Genomic DNA, 18,358 nt, shown 5'->3' with positions numbered 1-18,358 from the left:
TGCAGAGTTCAGAGGTATTAGTTGTAATTTACATACTTAAGTCAACACCTCTGCTTTCTGCTCTTCCTGCTCCTACTAGTCCCTAGCCCCTGTTCTTATCTAGTCCCTTAAAGCCCTTTTCTAGTAAACCACGGTGATCTCTCATCCGTTAAATTATATAATTCATGCTGTTTATTTAGCATTTGACCACCATCACGCGTTAGTGGTTGCCAGTTAAAGTTCGCACGGTTCTTACTTGGTTTTACCGTCATGATGTCGAACGGAATAGAAATATAGAACCCCTTGGTGTAGCTACCTTCACCAAACTCCTCAGCAGATAAATCCGTAAAGCTTGCATAGGCACCGGCGATAACTCCAGAATCAAACTGTTTAGAGAAATCAACACGCGTCCCTTTATCACCCGCTAAGAATTGACCAACGCCAACTTTAAGCAATGTATTCTTTAAGAAAGTCCATTGTGGCGCATAGTAAGCGGTAGCAAATCCCGTTACGCCACTAGAAACAACAGTATAATCTCGGCCATACTCTCCACCATCTTGTTGGTCTTGCTCGTAAAAACCAAACCAATCACCCGGTGTACGTTGTTTAATATAAGTCGCATCAACGCCGAACGCCCAATTTGAATTCAATGGACGATACATTACTTCTGAGCCAATACCACCAAACATACTTTCTAAATAACCAGCGTAAACTTGGCTATAAAAACCAGTACCGTATTCTTCAAACCAAGTCAGTTGAAGGCTATTCATACGAACTGGATTTTCATGAACATAAGCACGGAACATAGTACGAACACGAGGAACCGAAGTGCCATCTGGTGGTGTGATGTAATTAAACTGGTCATAGTTATCAACCAAATTAAAATACAAGCTGCCAGAAGCTTGCACCTTATCAGTTAACCACACCGAACCTGCTGTATTAATCCCAATAGCATAAAGATAAAAGTTTTCAGCACTGCCAATAGATTGCGATAACGTCGGCGAGATGGAGTAATCCCAACGTTCAAAATTATCGCTTTTAAGTTCATCATCTAAAGGCGAATAAGTAACTTCATTGGTTTGGCTTGCATCCGTAATATCCGCATCGAAATAGTCGTTATTAGCCACTTTCTTATACTGTTTAGCATCAATTACCGTTTCAGAAACTGGCATAGATTGATTCGTTTCTACAATACGATAAGTAGAAATAGTCGTTGGTACGTTGTTAGCTAAAATGCGAGAAGCACGGTCATGCGCTTCATTACTGTCACGGTATTTATTTTGATCGGCTACTATCGTTACTGAATCTTCATTCACGTAAATTTTGCTTTCTTCATAGCCAGCGTTGCCGTTCAATTGTTGATTAACGCGCTTCCAATCAACTTCATCAATAGAGCTATTTGTTGATTCGTCATAAGGTTCGATTGGTTCATCACGCCAAATCGCCTTCATACTATTGAAATTAGTGCTTAAGTTAACCCCAAGCGTAAGGGTATCTCCACGCTCGTAACTCACCTTAATGTCGCCCCAATCACCTAAACCATAAAGAATACCGAAGTTCCAAGGGGTGTGTTGAGTCATGTCTATATTGCCGCGAGTTACAGGGAAATCTTGGCTGTAATCATTACTGTCATACTCCACTTTTAAACGCAGTGGCTGATAAGGTGTTTGATATTCTAAACCCCCATAAATAGCCGCTGGGCCTTTAAACCAACGTTCAAAATCTACGCTGCCGCCTTTGCCTTTGTAATCACTTTGACGAGAACAAAAGGTATCCGACGCTTTACAGAAAGGGTTCGTAATATTGCCGCTTTGACCTAAGTAGCCCCAGCCCATACCGACAGTAACATCAAGGTTGCCGAAGCGTTTGGTTGCCGCCATAAACTCGCCATCAAACAGACCTGTACCACCAAAATCACGAACACCTATTGAGGTTTCAGGCAGCCATTTGCTTTCTTGCAATAAGCGGATTTTAAAATCAATGCCTTTATCTGTGTATTTAGTGCTGCCACTAAAGCTTTCGTCACTGCTATACAGTAAATCTTGCACCAAGGTGTAACGAATGGTGGTTTCTAACCATGGCATCACCTGTAAAGATACATTGTAGTGATGGTATTCATTATTAAGTGTTGCGCCAATATTGAACTTACCTTCAGGAGCCATACGGCCAGATGGCATTTGCATTAAGCCCACACCACCAAAATCTGTTTGTGAGGTAGATAATGTAACGGGTTCAAATTCAGTCGCAAAAATAGAATAAGGCAAAGAAGAGGCAATAACACCCGCAATAAGGGAGAGGGAAAATTTAGGAGCCATCATAATTAAAACGCCTTATTACGAAGCAGTTGAACAATAGAATCATTTAAAGAAGAGTAACCAGCAGGGAGATCGGCAAATGGGATAAACACAATTGCCCCAGGTGCTAAATACACTGGATTGTTTTGCCATACTGAAAACTCCGTGTGCTGAACCTCACCGTTAGGTTGAATGACATAAATAATGGAGGTGTCTGCAACAGAAGAAAGAGGCAGATTTTCAAGATAATCATCAATAATGGCATGTTCAATTAACGGTAATTGAATACTTTTATCTGAATTAATGGCACCAAAAAAAGAAACGCTAGTAGGACGAGGTCCTAAAAAAAGTTGATAGTAACCAGATAAAAGAGGGTTTGCTTTATCATTAATTCGCAGTAAATCGACATCAAATGAAGTAAAAATACGGTTAACAAACGATTCTTTCTTTAATTGTAAGGAGAGTTGCGTCGCAGATTTCTCATGTTTATTTTTAGACGAAAAGAGTGATGTCTCTCGAGAAAGTGAAAATAGCGAGTCAATCACTTCATTTCGAAGATCTTTATTGTTTTTCTGTTGATTTTCATCGCTTAATACGGCCCCTAAGTCATAAAACTTAGCATGAGTATTTGCATCAATGGCAACTTGAGACAGTCTAACTGGTTGGCTGTAATTTAGCTCTAAACCTTGTTTAATTAAGGTTACGGTGAGTGTTTTTTTTGCCTCAGAGATGTCCTCTGAAGTGTTTGCCATACTGTAGGCCGAGACCGACAATGTAAGCAGAATAAATAAAGATGAAAGGAAACGCATAATCACTCCGTGCTTATCTAACGCATTGATTGTATATAACTTATAAAGCGAAAGGTTTTAAAATTGTCATTTCAATATCACCCATGTCAGGGCCTAAATATTGATGAGATTTAACCACGTTCCCATCACCATCTATCCAATATTGATTAGTAAATGAGGCGCTCAAAGAAGGGATAGATACGACTTCTAAAACTTCAGTAATCTCTTTCTCCCACACTGTCGTTTTTAATTGTGATGTTTTTCTTAATACAGGCGTAATAGTCGCTTCATAATTGAATAAATAACGATTATCCGTCTGCCAATCATACTCTGCAGACCAAATGTGTTGTTTTTTGTTTATCGAAGCAAATGAAGGTAAAGAAGGGAGGTTTATAGGGGTAATCGCCGTCAGATTTTTTTGTGCCAAACCAAGCGTTTTAACTATACGACCATCCTCAGTAACAACCATCGCTTTATCTGAAGAAAGCCACTTTAATTGCATTACACCAGTTTTAGGGTTTGGTTCAGCAAACGCTAATACCATAAAGAGTTTAGCGCCACCGTTAATGCGCACAAAGCTGCTTGCATAAGGTAATTTAATGATTTCTTGCTGAGATAGAACCACGTCATCGGTACCAAAAAAAGCTTCATCAAGAGTGGCATTCACATCATTAAATTTTTGAGTACAAGCAGAGAGTGCAAAAGTGATAAGTAACGTATTAACAGTTTTGAATATAAATTGAGGCTTAAGAGCGGAAAACATGATCCTGAGGTCCTGTCGTATTTGCTGTAAAAAAACAGATAAATTAAAAGCTTATCTGAAGTTGACCATAGGACCATAGGACCATAGGACCGCAGTAATAAATACACAAAAACCATCAACCGAAGTTGATGGTTTTAATATACTTACAACAAAATAAGTGGATTATTTAGTCGTTACAGATGTTGTCGTTGAGTCAGAGCCTGAATCAGCAATAGCAACAACAGCAACAGCAGCAGCAACACCTACAGCGATAGCTGTAGTTGTAGCAGCGCCAGCAGCAGCAGCAGAAGCGCCAGCAGTACCAGCCGCAGAACCTGAAGTAGAAGCAGCAGTTGTTGTTGCTTCAGCGGCTGCAAATGCAGAACCAGCAGTCATAGCTAGCATAAGAGCGATAGCAGTCTTTTTCATGGAATAAACCTTATGTATTTTATATTTCATGGTGAATATTTACTCAATTGATGAGTAAACTTCGAGCAAAGTATCATATCCAGTTCTATATGGTAAATATAAAAATCATAGTGGATATAAAAATAAAATGCCTTATATCCTATAAAGTCTCAATAATGCTACCTTAATCACTACTATTGATAGATTTATCTATTGTTTTTTTGTGTAATTTGTGGTCGCAAAATAGTGTGGGGTATGTATAATGCCGCGCTTATAAATGAATATTAATTCAAGTATAAAATAAAGAACCAAAATAACTGTGAATGTATTTATAAAGCAGCATTAATGATAGTTATGTTATTAGCGAGGTTGGTTAAATATATTTTTACTTATAGATACATAATTATAGTTAAGAGTGTTTTTTTATTCATACATATCATCGCGCTGAGAGGGAATGTGCTTAACTACCTCTGGGCGGTAGCGTCTCTAAATCTTGTCACCTCTAAGTAGAAATCATGCTCATTAGTAAAACACATCAATCGTTAACCGCTGGCGTATTCCTGTTGCTGCTAAGTGGCTGTACTGTTTTTCCCGGCTCACATATGTCAACCTCAGACAAAAATAAAGTAGAAGAAGAGCAAAGCGAAGACGCTAAAGAAAACTATTCTACCGATGTAAATGTCTATGAATTAACTCCTCAAAAAGTGGCGCAATACCAAATTAAGCAAGCATCAGCACAAGCGAATGTTGAGCTTGAACAGCAAGTTGTTCGTTATGAATATCGTGTTGGCCCTGGTGATATCTTAAATGTGACGATTTGGGATCATCCAGAATTAACAATTCCTGCGGGTTCGTACCGTAGTTCAAGTGAATCTGGTAATTGGGTTCATGCTGATGGCACCATTTTTTACCCTTACATTGGCACCGTTCATGTTGCAGGTAAAACGGTTCGAGAAATTAGAACTGACATCGCAACCAAGCTAAGAAAATTTATTGAAAGCCCGCAAGTTGATGTCAACGTAGCGGCGTTTCGCGCACAAAAAGCGTACGTAACGGGTGAAGTGGATAAGCCAGGGCAACAAGCAATTACTAACATTCCACTAACCCTACTTGATGCAATTAACCGTGCGGGTGGATTAGCGGAAGAAGCCGATTGGCGTAACGTCACTTTGACTCGTAACGGCAAAGAAGAAACGATTTCTTTATACGCACTCATGCAACGCGGTGACCTAAAGCAAAACCGATTATTAGAATCAGGCGATATTATTCATGTGCCTCGTAATGACACTCAAAAAGTCTTTGTTATGGGAGAAGTGAAAGATCCTAAACTGCTTAAAATGGATCGTTCAGGCATGAGCCTAACCGAAGCACTAAGTAGTGTAGGTGGTATTAATGAGTTATCAGCAGACGCAACCGGCGTATTTGTTATTCGCTCATCAAGCCCTGAAGATAAAGCAACCAGCATGGCTGATATTTATCAATTAAATATCAAAGATGCATCGGCGCTTATTATTGGTACAGAATTCGATTTAAAACCTTATGACATCGTTTATGTAACCGCCGCACCAATCACTCGTTGGAACCGTCTAATCATGCAGTTAATGCCAACCATCTCAGGCTTTAATGAATTAACCGAAGGCGCATTACGAGTTAAGAATTGGCCATAAAAACGAAGTTTTTATGTAAGTTTCTAGGGAAGAAGGGACTAATAAAAGCAAAGTAAAAGCAAAAACTAGGAAAAGCAATAGCAAAAGAAATCATGGATGGTTTTATATGCGCTTTAAAGAACTAGAGGTATGGAAGAGAAGCTTTAAGGTTTCTCTCTATATCAATAAGCAAATGCGAGATTGCAAAGACTTTGGTTTTAAAGACCAAATATGTCGTTCGTCCGTATCTATTCCCTCGAATATTGCAGAAGGCTCCGAGAGAGGCTCAAATAAAGATAATATTCGTTTTCTTTATTATGCAAAAGGTTCATGCGCTGAGTTATTAACTCAAGTACTACTAGCAAAAGAATTTGGTTATTTACCTAAAGATTAAGCTAGCCGACTGACGATTGAATTAGATGAAATTAGTAGAATGTTAGCTGGTTATATTAATTATTTAAATAGAGGTAGGGGCTAGTATTTAGTCCCTAGCCCCTCGAAACTCATTAAAATCTCAAACTAAGGCGGATAGGTCGGAAACTATGTGTAAGTCGCTTTAAGCTCTTACTGGTCCCTAAAACCTAGTCCCTCGAAACTCAACAATGTTCAACAAAATCTTAGTCGTCTGCGTTGGCAACATCTGCCGCTCTCCAACAGGCGAACACATATTAAAACAACTACTCCCAAACAAAACGGTTGATTCAGCAGGCGTTGCAGCAGAGAAAAGTCGTTTAGTCGGTAAACCTGCAGATGCAATGGCAACCAAAGTCGCAGCAGAGCACGGAGTGAGTCTTGATTCACACCAAGCGCGTCAATTAACCAGTGATGTTTGTCGAGATTACGATTTAATTCTAGTTATGGAAGCGGGCCATAAAGAAGCGGTAACCAGTTTAGCCCCAGAAGCACGAAGCAAAACCATGTTATTTGGGCAATGGATAGGACAACAAGATATTCCCGATCCATACCGTCAAAGCCGTGAAGCATTCGACCATGCTTATGCACTAATAGAAAAAGCAGCCCAAGAGTGGGCGAAGAAGTTGTAAAAGTAAGGGCGTGAAGAACGGTTCTATGATCCTATGGCATTAGCCATGTTCGAGAATTGTATTTCTACTTTCCTATTTTTAGCATTCATATTTAGATTTAACAGACAGGGATAGTGATTAAACCTATCTAGAGCGCCCAAATCGGCGCTCTTTTTCATAGGACCGCACTTCCCGCTCTACACCTCAGGACCGCTCTTACCCATGTCACAATCAACAAAAAATACTCACGAGTCTTCTTCTTCCGACGAAATCGATTTAGCAAAGCTGTTTGGCCAACTTATTGATGGCCGTTGGTTAATTATTTCAATAACCACTGTATTTGCTATTGCTGGTATCGCGTTTGCTCTTTTATCTACACCAATTTATAAAGCCGATGCCCTTGTTCAAGTCGAGCAAAAAAGTAATGGCGGCATGTCTGCCCTTGTAGGTGATATGGGCGAAATGTTTGCGTCTGAATCGTCATCAACTACTGAAATTGAAATAATCAAATCTCGTATGATATTAGGTGAGACGGTTGATAAATTAAACTTAACCACAGTCGCTGCACCGCAATACATGCCTATTATTGGCAAAGGCTTATCTCGCTTAATGGGTGAAGATAAAGCCATTAACGTAAGCCGCTTTGATATTCCAAGATACATTGATGAACCAAACTTCACTCTAGTGTTAGAGGATGCAGAAAAGGGCACTTATACCCTATTTGATGCAAACGAACGCAAGGTATTAACAGGCAAAGTGGGTGAATTAGCTGATAACAAGGATTACCACTTATTTGTGATGCAATTAACGGGCAGCACAGGTGATGTATTTACTGTAGCTAAAATCTCTCGTTTTGATGCAATTTTAGCATTACAACAAACCTTATCTATTAGTGAGAAAGGCAAGCAATCAGGCGTATTACAGTTTTCTCTTGAGGGCGAAAATAAAGCTAAGATTGAAGCCATTATTAATGACATCAGTCAAAACTACTTTTTACAAAACATAGCTCGTAATAGTGCAGAAGCAGAGCAAAGCCTAGAGTTTTTAACTGCCCAGCTGCCTGCTATTAAAGATAAATTAACTGCATCAGAAAATGTATTAAATGATTACCGTTTAGAGCGTAAATCGGTTGATTTAAGCTTAGAAGCGCGTTCAGCTCTTGATGTATTAGTGAAGCTTGAATCGCAACTGAATGAACTGACCTTTAAAGAGAGTGAAATAAGCCAACGCTTTACTAAAGACCACCCGGCGTACAAATCATTAATTGATAAGCGCAGAGTACTATTAGGTGAAAAAGAACGCTTAAATGGCCAAGTGCAAAAATTGCCAAAAACACAACGTGAAGTACTGCGTATGCAGCGTGATGTTGAGTTAAACCAACAAATTTATATTCAACTGCTGAACAAAACTCAAGAGTTAAACATTGTTAAAGCAGGTACCGTGGGTAACGTACGTATTTTAGATACTGCACAAGCTTATTCACGTGCAGTGAAGCCGAAGAAGCCATTAATCGTAGTATTAGCCACGTTATTAGGTGGCATGTTAAGTGTGGCAATCGTATTGTTAAAAGCGGCATTCCACCGTGGTGTAGAAAACCCAGATGAGATTGAAGCACTAGGTATCCCTGTTTATGCGAGCATTCCAAAATCAAACTGGCAAGAAAAGTTGGATATTCGCTATAACAAAAAGAAAGTAAGACACTTAGAGACGTTATTGGCAGAATCTAACCCTGCCGATTTATCTATCGAAGCCCTGCGTGGTTTACGCACCAGCATGCACTTTGCCATGATGGAAGCAAAAAATAACGTAGTGATGATAACGGGCCCTGCGCCAAACATTGGTAAATCCTTTGTGGCAGTAAACTTTGCGGCGGTTATTGCAAAAACAGGCCAAAAGGTATTGGTTGTTGATGGCGACATGCGTAAAGGCTACATGCAACGCTACTTTGGTATGAAGTGGGATAACGGCTTATCTGATTACTTATCAGGTAAGCTGCCACTAGAGCAATCAATCCAAAAATCAGAAGTTGAAAACCTAGATGTTATGACGCGTGGCCAAGTGCCACCAAACCCATCTGAGTTATTAATGACAAAACGCTTTAGTGACTTTATTGATTGGGCATCAGCTAATTACGATTTAGTGCTGATTGATACACCACCAGTATTGGCAGTAACTGACCCAAGCATTGTAGGGGCACTAGTAGGCACAACATTAATGGTTGGGCGCTTTGACCAAACCTCAGTAAAAGAAATTGATGTGGCAAGACATAGATTCGAGCAAGCAGGGATAGAGGTAAAAGGCTTTATCTTGAATGCGGTAGAGAAGAAAGCAAGCAGCTCATATGGCTATGGGTATTATAACTACAGTTATGATAGTGATAAATGATATAACTTAATTGAGTTTTGATAATGAGTTTTTTTAAAATAATAAAAAAAGATTTTAAAACAAATAAGAATTTTATATCTAGATTATTTTTGCTAATCGTTCGACTAGAAAGGGTAAAGGTAATATCAAAAATAATTTTCCCACTAAGATTGGTTATTATTAATTTTATTTTCAATAGTGAGATACCTAAAAGTGTTGTTTTAGGTAGTGGGATTAGAGTACCACACCCATATAATATTATAATGCATGGGAATTCAAATATCGGTAATAATGCAACAATATACCAAGGTGTTACATTAGGTTCCAATGAGTTTTTAGGTAATAATAGCGCACCAAAAATATGTGATTACGTTGTTGTTGGTGCTAATAGTGTGATTATTGGACCGATTACAATAGGTAGAAATAGTATAATATCAGCGTGTTCTTTGGTTTCAAAGGATATAAATGAAAATACATTTTTTAAAAAAAAGGAATATGATAATAATATCGATGTTGTAAAGTATTTAGAATCTAGATAATGTACAAATATCGGAGTTAATTAAGTTGAAATCTTAGGTTTAGATAATGAGTACATTCGATAAATTAAAAAAAGCAATAATAAAAAGTGTTATAAGTAGATATAGTGTATATATAATCCAAGTTGGAACGCTAGCTATTTATTCTAGGTTGTTTACTCCTGAAGTTTTTGGTATTTTTGCTGCAATACAAGTGTTCTCTATATTTTTTTTGATGTTGGGAGAAGTTGGATTAGGGCCTGCTATCATTAATTTTAAAACGTTAAGTGAAAAAGACAAAAATGGCTTATTTTCACTAACGTTAGTGATAGGTATTATAATCTGTATTTTGTTTTATCTATTTTCTTTCTGGTTGAATTATTTTTATAACAGAGATGACTATCAATATATATCTATATTCATATGTATAAGTATCATTTTTAGTTGTATTAACACACTCCCAAACTCTTTTTTAATTAGAGAACGTTTTTTTTTCAGGTTAGCATTTAGTGATATCTTGTCTGAAATTATAGCATTTTTTATTGTGGTATACGTATATTATAATTTTGAACCGTTATATGCTTTAGCTGTTAGACCTTGTGTCGTTTCAATCTTTAGGTTTATTATAAATTATACAATCCACCTAAAGTGGACGGAGTTTGGTATACCCCGTTTATATTGGTATCCTAAAGCTGTTAAGCCAATATTGAAATTTTCATCATATCAATTTTCATTTAATGTTTTAAATTATTTCTCAAGAAATTTGGATAATATTCTTGTTGGTAAGTACTTTGGTTTAACTTCGTTAGGTGTTTATGATAAGTCTTATATGCTAATGAAATATCCACTTCAATTAGTTTCATTTGCTATCGGACCTGCACTTCAGCCTATTTTATCTTCAGAGTGTAAAGACATAAATGAAGTAAGAATTATTCATGATAAATTAATTTTTAATTTGTCATTTATCTCTTGTTTAATTGGCTTTCTCATTTACTCAAATTCTGATTTGATTGTTTTTATTATACTTGGTGAACAATGGGACTCTGTTGTTGGATTATTAACAATATTTAGTTTTTCTATTCCAATTCAAATAATTCTGAGCACTTCAGGAAGTGTTTTTCAGTCGTTAAATGAAACTAGACTGATGTTTATTTCTGGTGTTTTTTCATCTTTTGTTAATATTATAGGGATGATACTTTCAATTAACTTTGGTGATATATATATATTGGCAACAGTACTTTTTTTTACATTCTTAATTAATTTTATTCAGTGTTATTATTTAATGTATAAAAATATTTTTAATGAATCAGTTGTGAGGTTTTTATTTATATTAATTCCTTCTTTATTATCAATGTGTTTAAGTTTCCTTTTATATAATTGTTTAAACTATTATTTTTCTTTAAATATGATTTATAAATTGTTTTATTCGATCTCGTTATCTTTTTTGATTTTTTTTGTTGTTTATTGGTTGTGTGGATATATGAAAATTTATAAGAAGGTATCTTATGTTAGTTAGTGTGATTATTCCTGCATTCAATGTGGATTCATATATTGTTGAAACAATCGAATCAATACTTAACCAAACTTATCGTGAAATTGAAATTATAGTTATTAATGATGGTTCAACAGACAATACTTTAGATAAATTAAAATATTTATCTAATCAACATTCTAATATAAAAGTATTTAGTCGAAATAATTCTGGGTTATCAAGTACTCGTAATTTTGGAATGAAAAAAGCAGTTGGTAAGTATATTATATTTTTAGATGGGGATGATTTATTGACTAATATAGCTATAGAAAGTTGTATTGGGCAGTTTACTAAAGATGAAAGTATTGATGTTGTTTTGTTTGATGCTACTCCTTTTTTTGATGAGGATTGTTATGATACAGAAAAATCTAACTTTACTTATAGGAGAGATGAAAATCTTTATGGTAAAGTAATATTGGGCGATGATTTTTTTAATCAATGCATAAAATTAAATTGCTATATTCCATCAGCATGTCTTTATATGGTAAAAAGAAAAACGCTAATAAATTTAGAGTTTTATCCCGACATATATCATGAAGATCATTTATTTACAACATTATTACTTTTTCTTCAACCAAGAGTATACCTATTAGAGAAAGCATTATATCTCAGACGATTTAGGAATAATTCAATAACAACAATAAGAAAGAACTCTAAACATGCTAATGGATACTTAACGGTTGCAAAGCAGTTAATTGATATTCATGAAAATATAATTTGTAAAAATGAGCTTTTCAATAAATATATTTGTGATTTATTGTATGCAACGATTGAAATTTGTGATCTATTAGAGATGATAGATAAATCTTTAATTTATGAATCAAGAAGTTTATATAATGAAAAGATGAAAAAAAATCTTAAGTATAACATTAAAATAAATTACACAATGCTTTTCAAATTAATAAAAAGAATTCTGAAATGAAAAAAACAATTATATATTTGTCTGAGTTTGGCGAAATGGGAGGGGCTGAAAATAGTCTTATTAGATTAATTAAAGGAATGAAGGATTATTATAATGTTATACTCATTTCTCCTAGAGGTGAATTATCAACCTTATCTATAAGTGAAGGTGCTAAGTATTATGAGTTTGATATACCTACTATAAGATTATCTAGTTTTTTTCGTAACAGAAATAAGATTTTTTCTTTTATTAATTTATTGAGTTCTTTAGATAATAGTAATGTTATTTTTCATGCTAATACATTTAGAACAAGAGTATATTTGGGATTGCTTAAGTTTTTTTTAAAAGGGAAACTAATAGGTCATATTAGAGACTATAATTGTTCTGTTATGAATTCGCTTCTTGTTTTATGTTTAGATGAAACTATTGTTATCTCTGATTTTGTAAAAGACAGTTTAAAGAAATTTGTCCCAGATAAAAGAGTTAGCTTAGTTTATAATGGGGTGGAAAATTTATCACAATATAACTCTAATGGCTATTTTGATGATGAAAAAGGCAGATGCAAATATAATAAAAAAGTTGTTTTATTAGGAAGAATAGAAGAGTGGAAAAATCAACATAGATTTATAGAGTGCGCTAATTTACTATCTAAAACACGTAATGATATTGACTTTTATATTATCGGTTCGCCAATGAAAAAGGAACATGTCGATTATTATAATCAAATGTGTGAACTGGCAAAGATAGTCGATTCTGTTTTTATTTATAAATATACAGAAAAACCATTTGATGTTATTAAAGAAGCAGATCTTTTAGTTTGTCCATCAATAAATGAACCATTTGGTCGAGTGGTTATTGAAGCATTATCATTAAAGACTATGATTATAGGAAGTAATAATGGAGGGGTTAAAGAAATTCTAAGTGGATTTGACTCTGAAATGATGTTTGATCCTTTAAATGTATATGAAATGGCTAATAAAATTAATAAATATATTGATATTTTAAATAAGAATGAAATTATTGATGATGGATTCGAATTTTATATCGAAAATTTTTCCATTGATAAAAATATACAGTTAATTAAGAGTTTATATGAAAAATAAGGTAGTATTCTGCTCAACTTTTTTTGTTTTTATTATATGCTCTTTATTTCCAAATATACCGGTTTATATATCAGGAACACCAGTTAAGTTATATTGGGTTATTTTTATCTTATTTTTATTCGTCTTGATTTCTAAAGTGGATAAAATTCGGTTAGATAAGAATCATATAAAATTATTAATGTTTATTATATATGCATTTTTTATTCTTTTTTTTAATGATTTAAATTTAAATGACTATGCTAACTCTTTAATTCCTATGACTTGGTATGATATGAATTCTGTAAATGTTGACTCTTTTTATAGGAGCTTATTAATTTCGGGGTTTCAAGTTTTAAATTTTTGTATTTTCTTTATCTGTTTTTTGTTCTTTTCAAATTTTTCTAATGAAAATAATCAAACTAAGTTAAATGATATTTTATTTCTATCATTATTATTTCAATTAATCATATCTTCTTATCAAATATATGTCTTAGGTTATAATCGTGCATATGGTTCATTAGATAACCCTCAAGCTCTTGGTTTATATTCTGTATTAGTATCCTGTGTTTTTTTTCCAAGTGCAAGATTTAAGGTTTTAGATTTAATTTTTTGCTTTCTTATTGTATTGGTAACTTATCTTAGTGGAACCAAGAGTGCTATGTTTGTTCTCTTCGTTATATTATTTATTGTTATGTTTCCATACTTTAAAAAAACAATTTTCATATATTCTGCATTGTTGTTTAATATATTTTTTGCTGTTATTTTGTCTTATGATAAAGATATCATCGACTTGATTTTATTATGGTTATCTCAATTTACAAATACATTTAGTTTATATCTAAGATATATTCTATGGCATAGTTTTAATGAGGTAATATCTAATAATCTTCTATTTGGTGTTAGAGGTACAACGGTTCATTTTTCTGAGAATATTATTTGGTTTTTTATTCTTTCTTATGGCGTATTAGGGTTTTCATTATTTATGAACTTTTTCATTAGTATGATTGAATTCGCACAAAAAAATAAAACCTCTATCTTTTTATTGTTGACTGTTTTTACGATTCAAGGTTTTTCATATTATGGTGTAATGATCGGTTCTACAGGGGTTATATTTTGGTCTCTTTTAGGTATTCAATATGGGATGAGTAAGAATGAGGGGGAGTAATATAATTGATGATGTTAAAAGATATTCTTATAATGAAAAAAATAAGAGTCTGTTTTTATTGTTTTTTATTTCATTTTTTAAATTAGGTTTTTGGGCCTTATTGAATTATCGAATTGGTATATATTTAAGAAGAAAGACAAGGAACATATTTATATTACGAGAATTAATAAAATTTATTACTGCGATATCGAGGTTATTAATAGAAATACTCACTGGTATAAGTATTTCTTATTACGCAAAGATTGGTCCAGGAATGTTAATAGCTCATTTTTCAAACGTAATTATTGGAGATGGAGTAGAGATTGGAGCTAATGCAACTCTTCATCAAGGTGTCACTATTGGGGTTTCTGGTCGTGACGAAAAGCGAGGAGTGCCAAGTATTGGTGATGATTTTTTTGCTGGCGCGAATGCTGTTATTGCAGGCAAGATTAAAGTAGGGAACAAAGTAGCTGTATCTGCAAATTCATTTGTATATTGTGATATTGAAGATAACTCGGTTGTAAGTAGCTCCGTATTAAAAGTTATAAATAAAAATGGAACAGATCATGTCTAAAAAAAGAATTGCTTTTATTCATAATAATTGTAAGGACTTCAGGCACCCAGTTTTTTCAAATTTAGATTCTAATGAAGATTTTGATATCGATTTTTATCTTCTTGATGAGCCAGTAAAACCATTAAATAAGTATGATGTTCTTAAAAGTATTCGTATTCCTTTAATGCAAGACTTTATTATACCATTTGGATTGTGGAGTAAATTAAAATCTAAGGAATATGATTATGTTGTTAGTACTGATTTAGGATATGTTATTACATATGTCGGCTTCTTATATTCTTTATTATATAATTCAAAGTTTATTTTATGGAACGAGCAATGGCAACATATTAAGCATCCACGTCGTTATTTAACTCGGTTTTTTGAAAGAATAATTTGTAAAAAGAGTCATAAGATACTTGCATTTGGTCATAAGCATGAAAAATTTGCTTTATCTATGGGGGCAAGTAAAGAGCGTATTATTCATGTACCTAATGTTGTTCCTCATAAATATGAAAAAGTAATAGAAAAAGATTATATAGAATTTAAAGAAAATGAAAAATATATTTTATGTCTTGCTAGATTAATAAAAATAAAAGGCCATAAGAGCTTAATTAAAGCTTTTGCGAAAGTTGTAAAAGAAAAACCTAATTATAGGCTAATTATTGCAGGGAATGGGGTTGAATACTCTCGTTTGAAGGAATTAGTAGATGTATATAACTTACAAGATAAGGTATATATGCCGAATAGGGTAGTTATTCCCGAAGAAAAATTTAAATTAATGAGAGAATCAGAAATAGTCATTCTTCCATCAATTAAAACAAGAACTGTTGAAGCTTGGGGTCTAGTCGTAAATGAGGCTGCTCTTTTAAAGAAAACAATTATTGTAAGCTCTTCTACAGGTGTTGAGGGAGATATTGTTAAAGATTCTATTTCTGGGTATGTTTTTGAGCAGAATAATGAAGTTGAATTACAAAATAAAATATTAATGAGCATTAATGACCCTCAAAGATCATTAGAGTATGCTAATAATGCTTACTCTTTGATGAATAATTACTATAACTTAGATGTTCTTAATGAAAAACTTAAGGCTTGTTTTTATGATTAAAAATGTAACCGTAATATCAATTAATTCCCCTCAAGAATTAACTGGTGGAGGCCATTATTTAAGGTGTTTATTAAAAGGATACTCAAAAATATCTAATAATGTATTGGTTATAGGAAAGGAAATTAATGAGGTTCATTTTAAATTAGATTCTAATATTGAATGTAACTTATTTAGTAAAACTTTATTTTCTGATTTCTGTTCAAGACTATTATTATTGCCTTCTTTCCTGTTTGTTTACTTATTTAATATAATTAATCTTATTAAAGATAGTGATGTTATATCTTTTCATAGCTCAAGATTAGGAATGTTAGTTTTTGTGTTATCGAAAATTTATCCAGATAAAAAGATTTTATGTCATTTTGATAATGTTGAATTTCTTCTTTTGAAAGATAAAATATCTAAACCTAATTTTAGTTTTAAGTATTTTTTAAACGTTGTAGATTATTATTTAATTAGAATGTCGGAGTATTTGTGTATTAGGTATTCTAATAGTTGTTCATTTATAACAAAATCAGATGCTAATTACTTCTCTCAATCAAATTTCATCATTCCGATTTGTTACGATTTTTCAAGTAATAATAATTTTGATTCTCATGAAAATTATTACCTTTTTACTGCTTCATTTGATTTTGAACCAAATTTGATAGCATTAAATGAATTTAAAAATATAGCGAAGAACAATCCAGAAATAAAGTTTGTTGCAGCTGGTAGGAAATTGGATGCTCACAGTTGTAATGATTTAAATAACTTAAAGTACATAGATTCTCCATCTGTAGATGATATGGATTTAATATTTAAAAGAGCTTTTGGCTATATTTCTTGTGTAATAAATGGAAGTGGAATGAAGACAAAAGTAGCAGAGGCCATGAAATATGGTTTACCTATTTATGCAACTGAAAATTCACTTATTGGTTATGAATGTTTGACTGACAAATCTTATATATATAAGTATGAATGTGCTAATGATCTTGCGGGTAAATTGAATACTAATTTTCATGTAGATCGAAAAGTAATTATTGATGATTTTAATGCTTTTTTTTCAATTGAACGGGTTAAAAGTGAGCTAGAAAGGATTTTAAGTTTATGAAAGATAAAATACTTGTATTGACCCCACGATTTCCATATCCAGTTATTGGCGGCGATAGACTAAGAATCTTTGAATTATGTAAAGAGCTAGCTAAAAATTATTCATTAACATTAGTTAGTTTATGTGAAACGAAAGACGAAATGACATTGGATATACCTGATGATGGTGTTTTTTCTAATGTTCACCGTGTTTTTTTTCCTAAATACCGCTCTTATCTTAATTGTGTTTTTGCTCTTCCAAGTAAAACCCCGTTACAAGTAGCATATTATAAATCACATGAATTCTCTAAAGTGGTAAATAGGTTATCTAAAGATCATGACTTAGTTCTACCTCATTTGATAAGAATGGCTGATTACGCAAAAGATTTGCCAAATAAAAAAGTATTAGAAATGACTGATGCTATATCAATGAATTATTCAAGAGTATGTGAAACAAAGAATAATGCTGGTATTAAAGGTCTTATTTATAAATTAGAAAAAGAACGTTTAAATCGTTATGAGAAACAAACGGCAGAAAAGTTTGATTGTAATGTGTTAGTCTCAAAATTCGATAAAGATTTTTTATTTAAACCAAAGACTGATGTTTATGAAAAAACATTAGTTTGTTCGAATGGTGTAGATATATCAAAATTGACTTATGAATTTTCACCAAATAAAAAAGAAATTGTTTTCATTGGTAATATGTTTTCAGCACAAAATTTTGATGCCGCTATGTGGTTTGCAAAAGAGTGCCTTCCTTTATTACGAAAAAATGGTGATTATAAATTTAAGGTTATTGGAAGAATAAAGCCTGACGATGAAATAAAATTAAATCGTCATCAGGGTGTTGTTGTTACCGGTGCGGTTGATTGCATTATTTCTCATGCAAGAGGCTCTATTGCTGGTATTTGTTCTGTTAGGTTGGCTGCCGGAGTACAAAATAAGATTCTTGAATATATGGCTTTAGGTTTACCAACGATTACTACAAGTACAGGGCTTGAAGGGTTAGATTCTATTCCTGATAAAGATATTATCGTTGCTGATTCGCCACATGATTTTGTTCAAGCGATTCTTCGGTTAGAAAATGATGTGGATTACGCTGAAAATTTATCTGTCAATGCACTTCATTATGTAAAAGAATATCATTCATGGTCTGGTAAGTTAGCTCCTTTTACAGCTAAAATTAATCAAATTATTTCTAACTAAAGGTTATTAT

At 33.3% G+C, this 18,358-nt stretch carries 17 protein-coding genes; 13 read left to right on the top strand and 4 right to left on the bottom strand.

Annotated features, from left to right (window positions below):
- Positions 1-107 precede the first annotated feature (107 nt).
- The 4 genes from BTO23_RS19225 to BTO23_RS19210 form a co-directional block, all read right to left on the bottom strand.
- A complete protein-coding gene (locus tag BTO23_RS19225) occupies positions 108-2,297 on the bottom strand; it encodes a YjbH domain-containing protein (RefSeq protein WP_105064358.1) in 2,190 nt (729 codons plus the stop codon).
- 2 nt (positions 2,298-2,299) lie between these two features.
- Entirely contained in the window at positions 2,300-3,082 is a 783-nt protein-coding gene (locus BTO23_RS19220; RefSeq protein WP_061013225.1) for a capsule biosynthesis GfcC family protein, read from the bottom strand.
- Between the two features lie 40 nt (positions 3,083-3,122).
- Positions 3,123-3,824: a YjbF family lipoprotein gene (locus BTO23_RS19215; RefSeq protein ID WP_105064357.1), complete on the bottom strand. Its 702-nt coding sequence runs from the start codon at positions 3,822-3,824 to the stop codon at positions 3,123-3,125.
- A 162-nt stretch (positions 3,825-3,986) separates the two neighbouring features.
- Complete coding sequence (locus tag BTO23_RS19210; protein ID WP_105064356.1) at positions 3,987-4,232, bottom strand: hypothetical protein; 246 nt, start codon at positions 4,230-4,232, stop codon at positions 3,987-3,989.
- 494 nt (positions 4,233-4,726) lie between these two features.
- Here BTO23_RS19210 and BTO23_RS19205 point away from each other — a divergent pair, with 494 nt between their 5' ends.
- From BTO23_RS19205 to BTO23_RS19145, 13 genes are all read left to right on the top strand, one after another.
- The gene (locus tag BTO23_RS19205; protein WP_061013223.1) at positions 4,727-5,878 is read left to right on the top strand and encodes a polysaccharide export protein; all 1,152 of its coding nucleotides are present in this window, start codon (positions 4,727-4,729) and stop codon (positions 5,876-5,878) included.
- A gap of 106 nt (positions 5,879-5,984) precedes the next feature.
- Complete coding sequence (locus BTO23_RS19200) at positions 5,985-6,251, top strand: four helix bundle protein (protein WP_170066786.1); 267 nt, start codon at positions 5,985-5,987, stop codon at positions 6,249-6,251.
- A gap of 208 nt (positions 6,252-6,459) precedes the next feature.
- On the top strand, positions 6,460-6,900 hold the full coding sequence (locus BTO23_RS19195; protein WP_061013219.1) for an arsenate reductase/protein-tyrosine-phosphatase family protein: 441 nt from the start codon (positions 6,460-6,462) through the stop codon (positions 6,898-6,900).
- A gap of 201 nt (positions 6,901-7,101) precedes the next feature.
- On the top strand, positions 7,102-9,264 hold the full coding sequence (locus tag BTO23_RS19190; RefSeq protein WP_105064355.1) for a polysaccharide biosynthesis tyrosine autokinase: 2,163 nt from the start codon (positions 7,102-7,104) through the stop codon (positions 9,262-9,264).
- Positions 9,265-9,287: 23 nt separating this feature from the next.
- Entirely contained in the window at positions 9,288-9,782 is a 495-nt protein-coding gene (locus BTO23_RS19185; RefSeq protein ID WP_105064354.1) for an LbetaH domain-containing protein, read from the top strand.
- 46 nt (positions 9,783-9,828) lie between these two features.
- Positions 9,829-11,274: an oligosaccharide flippase family protein gene (locus tag BTO23_RS19180; RefSeq protein ID WP_105064353.1), complete on the top strand. Its 1,446-nt coding sequence runs from the start codon at positions 9,829-9,831 to the stop codon at positions 11,272-11,274.
- On the top strand, positions 11,264-12,211 hold the full coding sequence (locus tag BTO23_RS19175) for a glycosyltransferase family 2 protein (RefSeq protein WP_105064352.1): 948 nt from the start codon (positions 11,264-11,266) through the stop codon (positions 12,209-12,211). Before BTO23_RS19180 ends, BTO23_RS19175 begins: the two co-directional genes overlap by 11 nt.
- Positions 12,208-13,293, top strand: a complete 1,086-nt coding sequence (locus tag BTO23_RS19170; RefSeq protein ID WP_105064351.1) for a glycosyltransferase family 4 protein — start codon at positions 12,208-12,210, stop codon at positions 13,291-13,293. The genes BTO23_RS19175 and BTO23_RS19170 overlap by 4 nt, the downstream gene beginning before the upstream one ends.
- Positions 13,283-14,437, top strand: a complete 1,155-nt coding sequence (locus tag BTO23_RS19165; RefSeq protein WP_105064350.1) for a hypothetical protein — start codon at positions 13,283-13,285, stop codon at positions 14,435-14,437. Before BTO23_RS19170 ends, BTO23_RS19165 begins: the two co-directional genes overlap by 11 nt.
- Positions 14,424-14,990 (top strand): serine O-acetyltransferase, encoded by a 567-nt coding sequence (locus BTO23_RS19160; protein ID WP_105064349.1) that lies wholly within the window; start codon positions 14,424-14,426, stop codon positions 14,988-14,990. Before BTO23_RS19165 ends, BTO23_RS19160 begins: the two co-directional genes overlap by 14 nt.
- Positions 14,983-16,077: a glycosyltransferase family 4 protein gene (locus tag BTO23_RS19155; RefSeq protein ID WP_170066785.1), complete on the top strand. Its 1,095-nt coding sequence runs from the start codon at positions 14,983-14,985 to the stop codon at positions 16,075-16,077. The genes BTO23_RS19160 and BTO23_RS19155 overlap by 8 nt, the downstream gene beginning before the upstream one ends.
- Entirely contained in the window at positions 16,070-17,164 is a 1,095-nt protein-coding gene (locus BTO23_RS19150) for a glycosyltransferase (protein WP_105064347.1), read from the top strand. Before BTO23_RS19155 ends, BTO23_RS19150 begins: the two co-directional genes overlap by 8 nt.
- A complete protein-coding gene (locus BTO23_RS19145; protein WP_105064346.1) occupies positions 17,161-18,348 on the top strand; it encodes a glycosyltransferase family 4 protein in 1,188 nt (395 codons plus the stop codon). Before BTO23_RS19150 ends, BTO23_RS19145 begins: the two co-directional genes overlap by 4 nt.
- The last annotated feature ends 10 nt before the right edge of the window (positions 18,349-18,358 follow it).

It is taken from the genome of Aliivibrio sifiae (assembly GCF_002954715.1).
In the GTDB taxonomy this organism is placed as follows: Bacteria; Pseudomonadota; Gammaproteobacteria; order Enterobacterales; family Vibrionaceae; genus Aliivibrio; species Aliivibrio sifiae.
The sequence above is the reverse complement of the archived record's forward strand: the minus strand, read 5'-3'. Positions and strand labels throughout refer to the sequence as shown.

Bases quoted from the DNA above. Each gene is read 5' to 3' on its own strand.
- BTO23_RS19225 (WP_105064358.1), bottom strand. From the start codon at position 2,297: ATGATGGCTCCTAAATTTTCCCTCTCCCTTATTGCGGGTGTTATTGCC.
- BTO23_RS19220 (WP_061013225.1), bottom strand. From the start codon at position 3,082: ATGCGTTTCCTTTCATCTTTATTTATTCTGCTTACATTGTCGGTCTCG.
- BTO23_RS19215 (WP_105064357.1), bottom strand. From the start codon at position 3,824: ATGTTTTCCGCTCTTAAGCCTCAATTTATATTCAAAACTGTTAATACG.
- BTO23_RS19210 (WP_105064356.1), bottom strand. From the start codon at position 4,232: ATGAAAAAGACTGCTATCGCTCTTATGCTAGCTATGACTGCTGGTTCT.
- BTO23_RS19205 (WP_061013223.1), top strand. From the start codon at position 4,727: ATGCTCATTAGTAAAACACATCAATCGTTAACCGCTGGCGTATTCCTG.
- BTO23_RS19200 (WP_170066786.1), top strand. From the start codon at position 5,985: ATGCGCTTTAAAGAACTAGAGGTATGGAAGAGAAGCTTTAAGGTTTCT.
- BTO23_RS19195 (WP_061013219.1), top strand. From the start codon at position 6,460: ATGTTCAACAAAATCTTAGTCGTCTGCGTTGGCAACATCTGCCGCTCT.
- BTO23_RS19190 (WP_105064355.1), top strand. From the start codon at position 7,102: ATGTCACAATCAACAAAAAATACTCACGAGTCTTCTTCTTCCGACGAA.
- BTO23_RS19185 (WP_105064354.1), top strand. From the start codon at position 9,288: ATGAGTTTTTTTAAAATAATAAAAAAAGATTTTAAAACAAATAAGAAT.
- BTO23_RS19180 (WP_105064353.1), top strand. From the start codon at position 9,829: ATGAGTACATTCGATAAATTAAAAAAAGCAATAATAAAAAGTGTTATA.
- BTO23_RS19175 (WP_105064352.1), top strand. From the start codon at position 11,264: ATGTTAGTTAGTGTGATTATTCCTGCATTCAATGTGGATTCATATATT.
- BTO23_RS19170 (WP_105064351.1), top strand. From the start codon at position 12,208: ATGAAAAAAACAATTATATATTTGTCTGAGTTTGGCGAAATGGGAGGG.
- BTO23_RS19165 (WP_105064350.1), top strand. From the start codon at position 13,283: ATGAAAAATAAGGTAGTATTCTGCTCAACTTTTTTTGTTTTTATTATA.
- BTO23_RS19160 (WP_105064349.1), top strand. From the start codon at position 14,424: ATGAGGGGGAGTAATATAATTGATGATGTTAAAAGATATTCTTATAAT.
- BTO23_RS19155 (WP_170066785.1), top strand. From the start codon at position 14,983: ATGTCTAAAAAAAGAATTGCTTTTATTCATAATAATTGTAAGGACTTC.
- BTO23_RS19150 (WP_105064347.1), top strand. From the start codon at position 16,070: ATGATTAAAAATGTAACCGTAATATCAATTAATTCCCCTCAAGAATTA.
- BTO23_RS19145 (WP_105064346.1), top strand. From the start codon at position 17,161: ATGAAAGATAAAATACTTGTATTGACCCCACGATTTCCATATCCAGTT.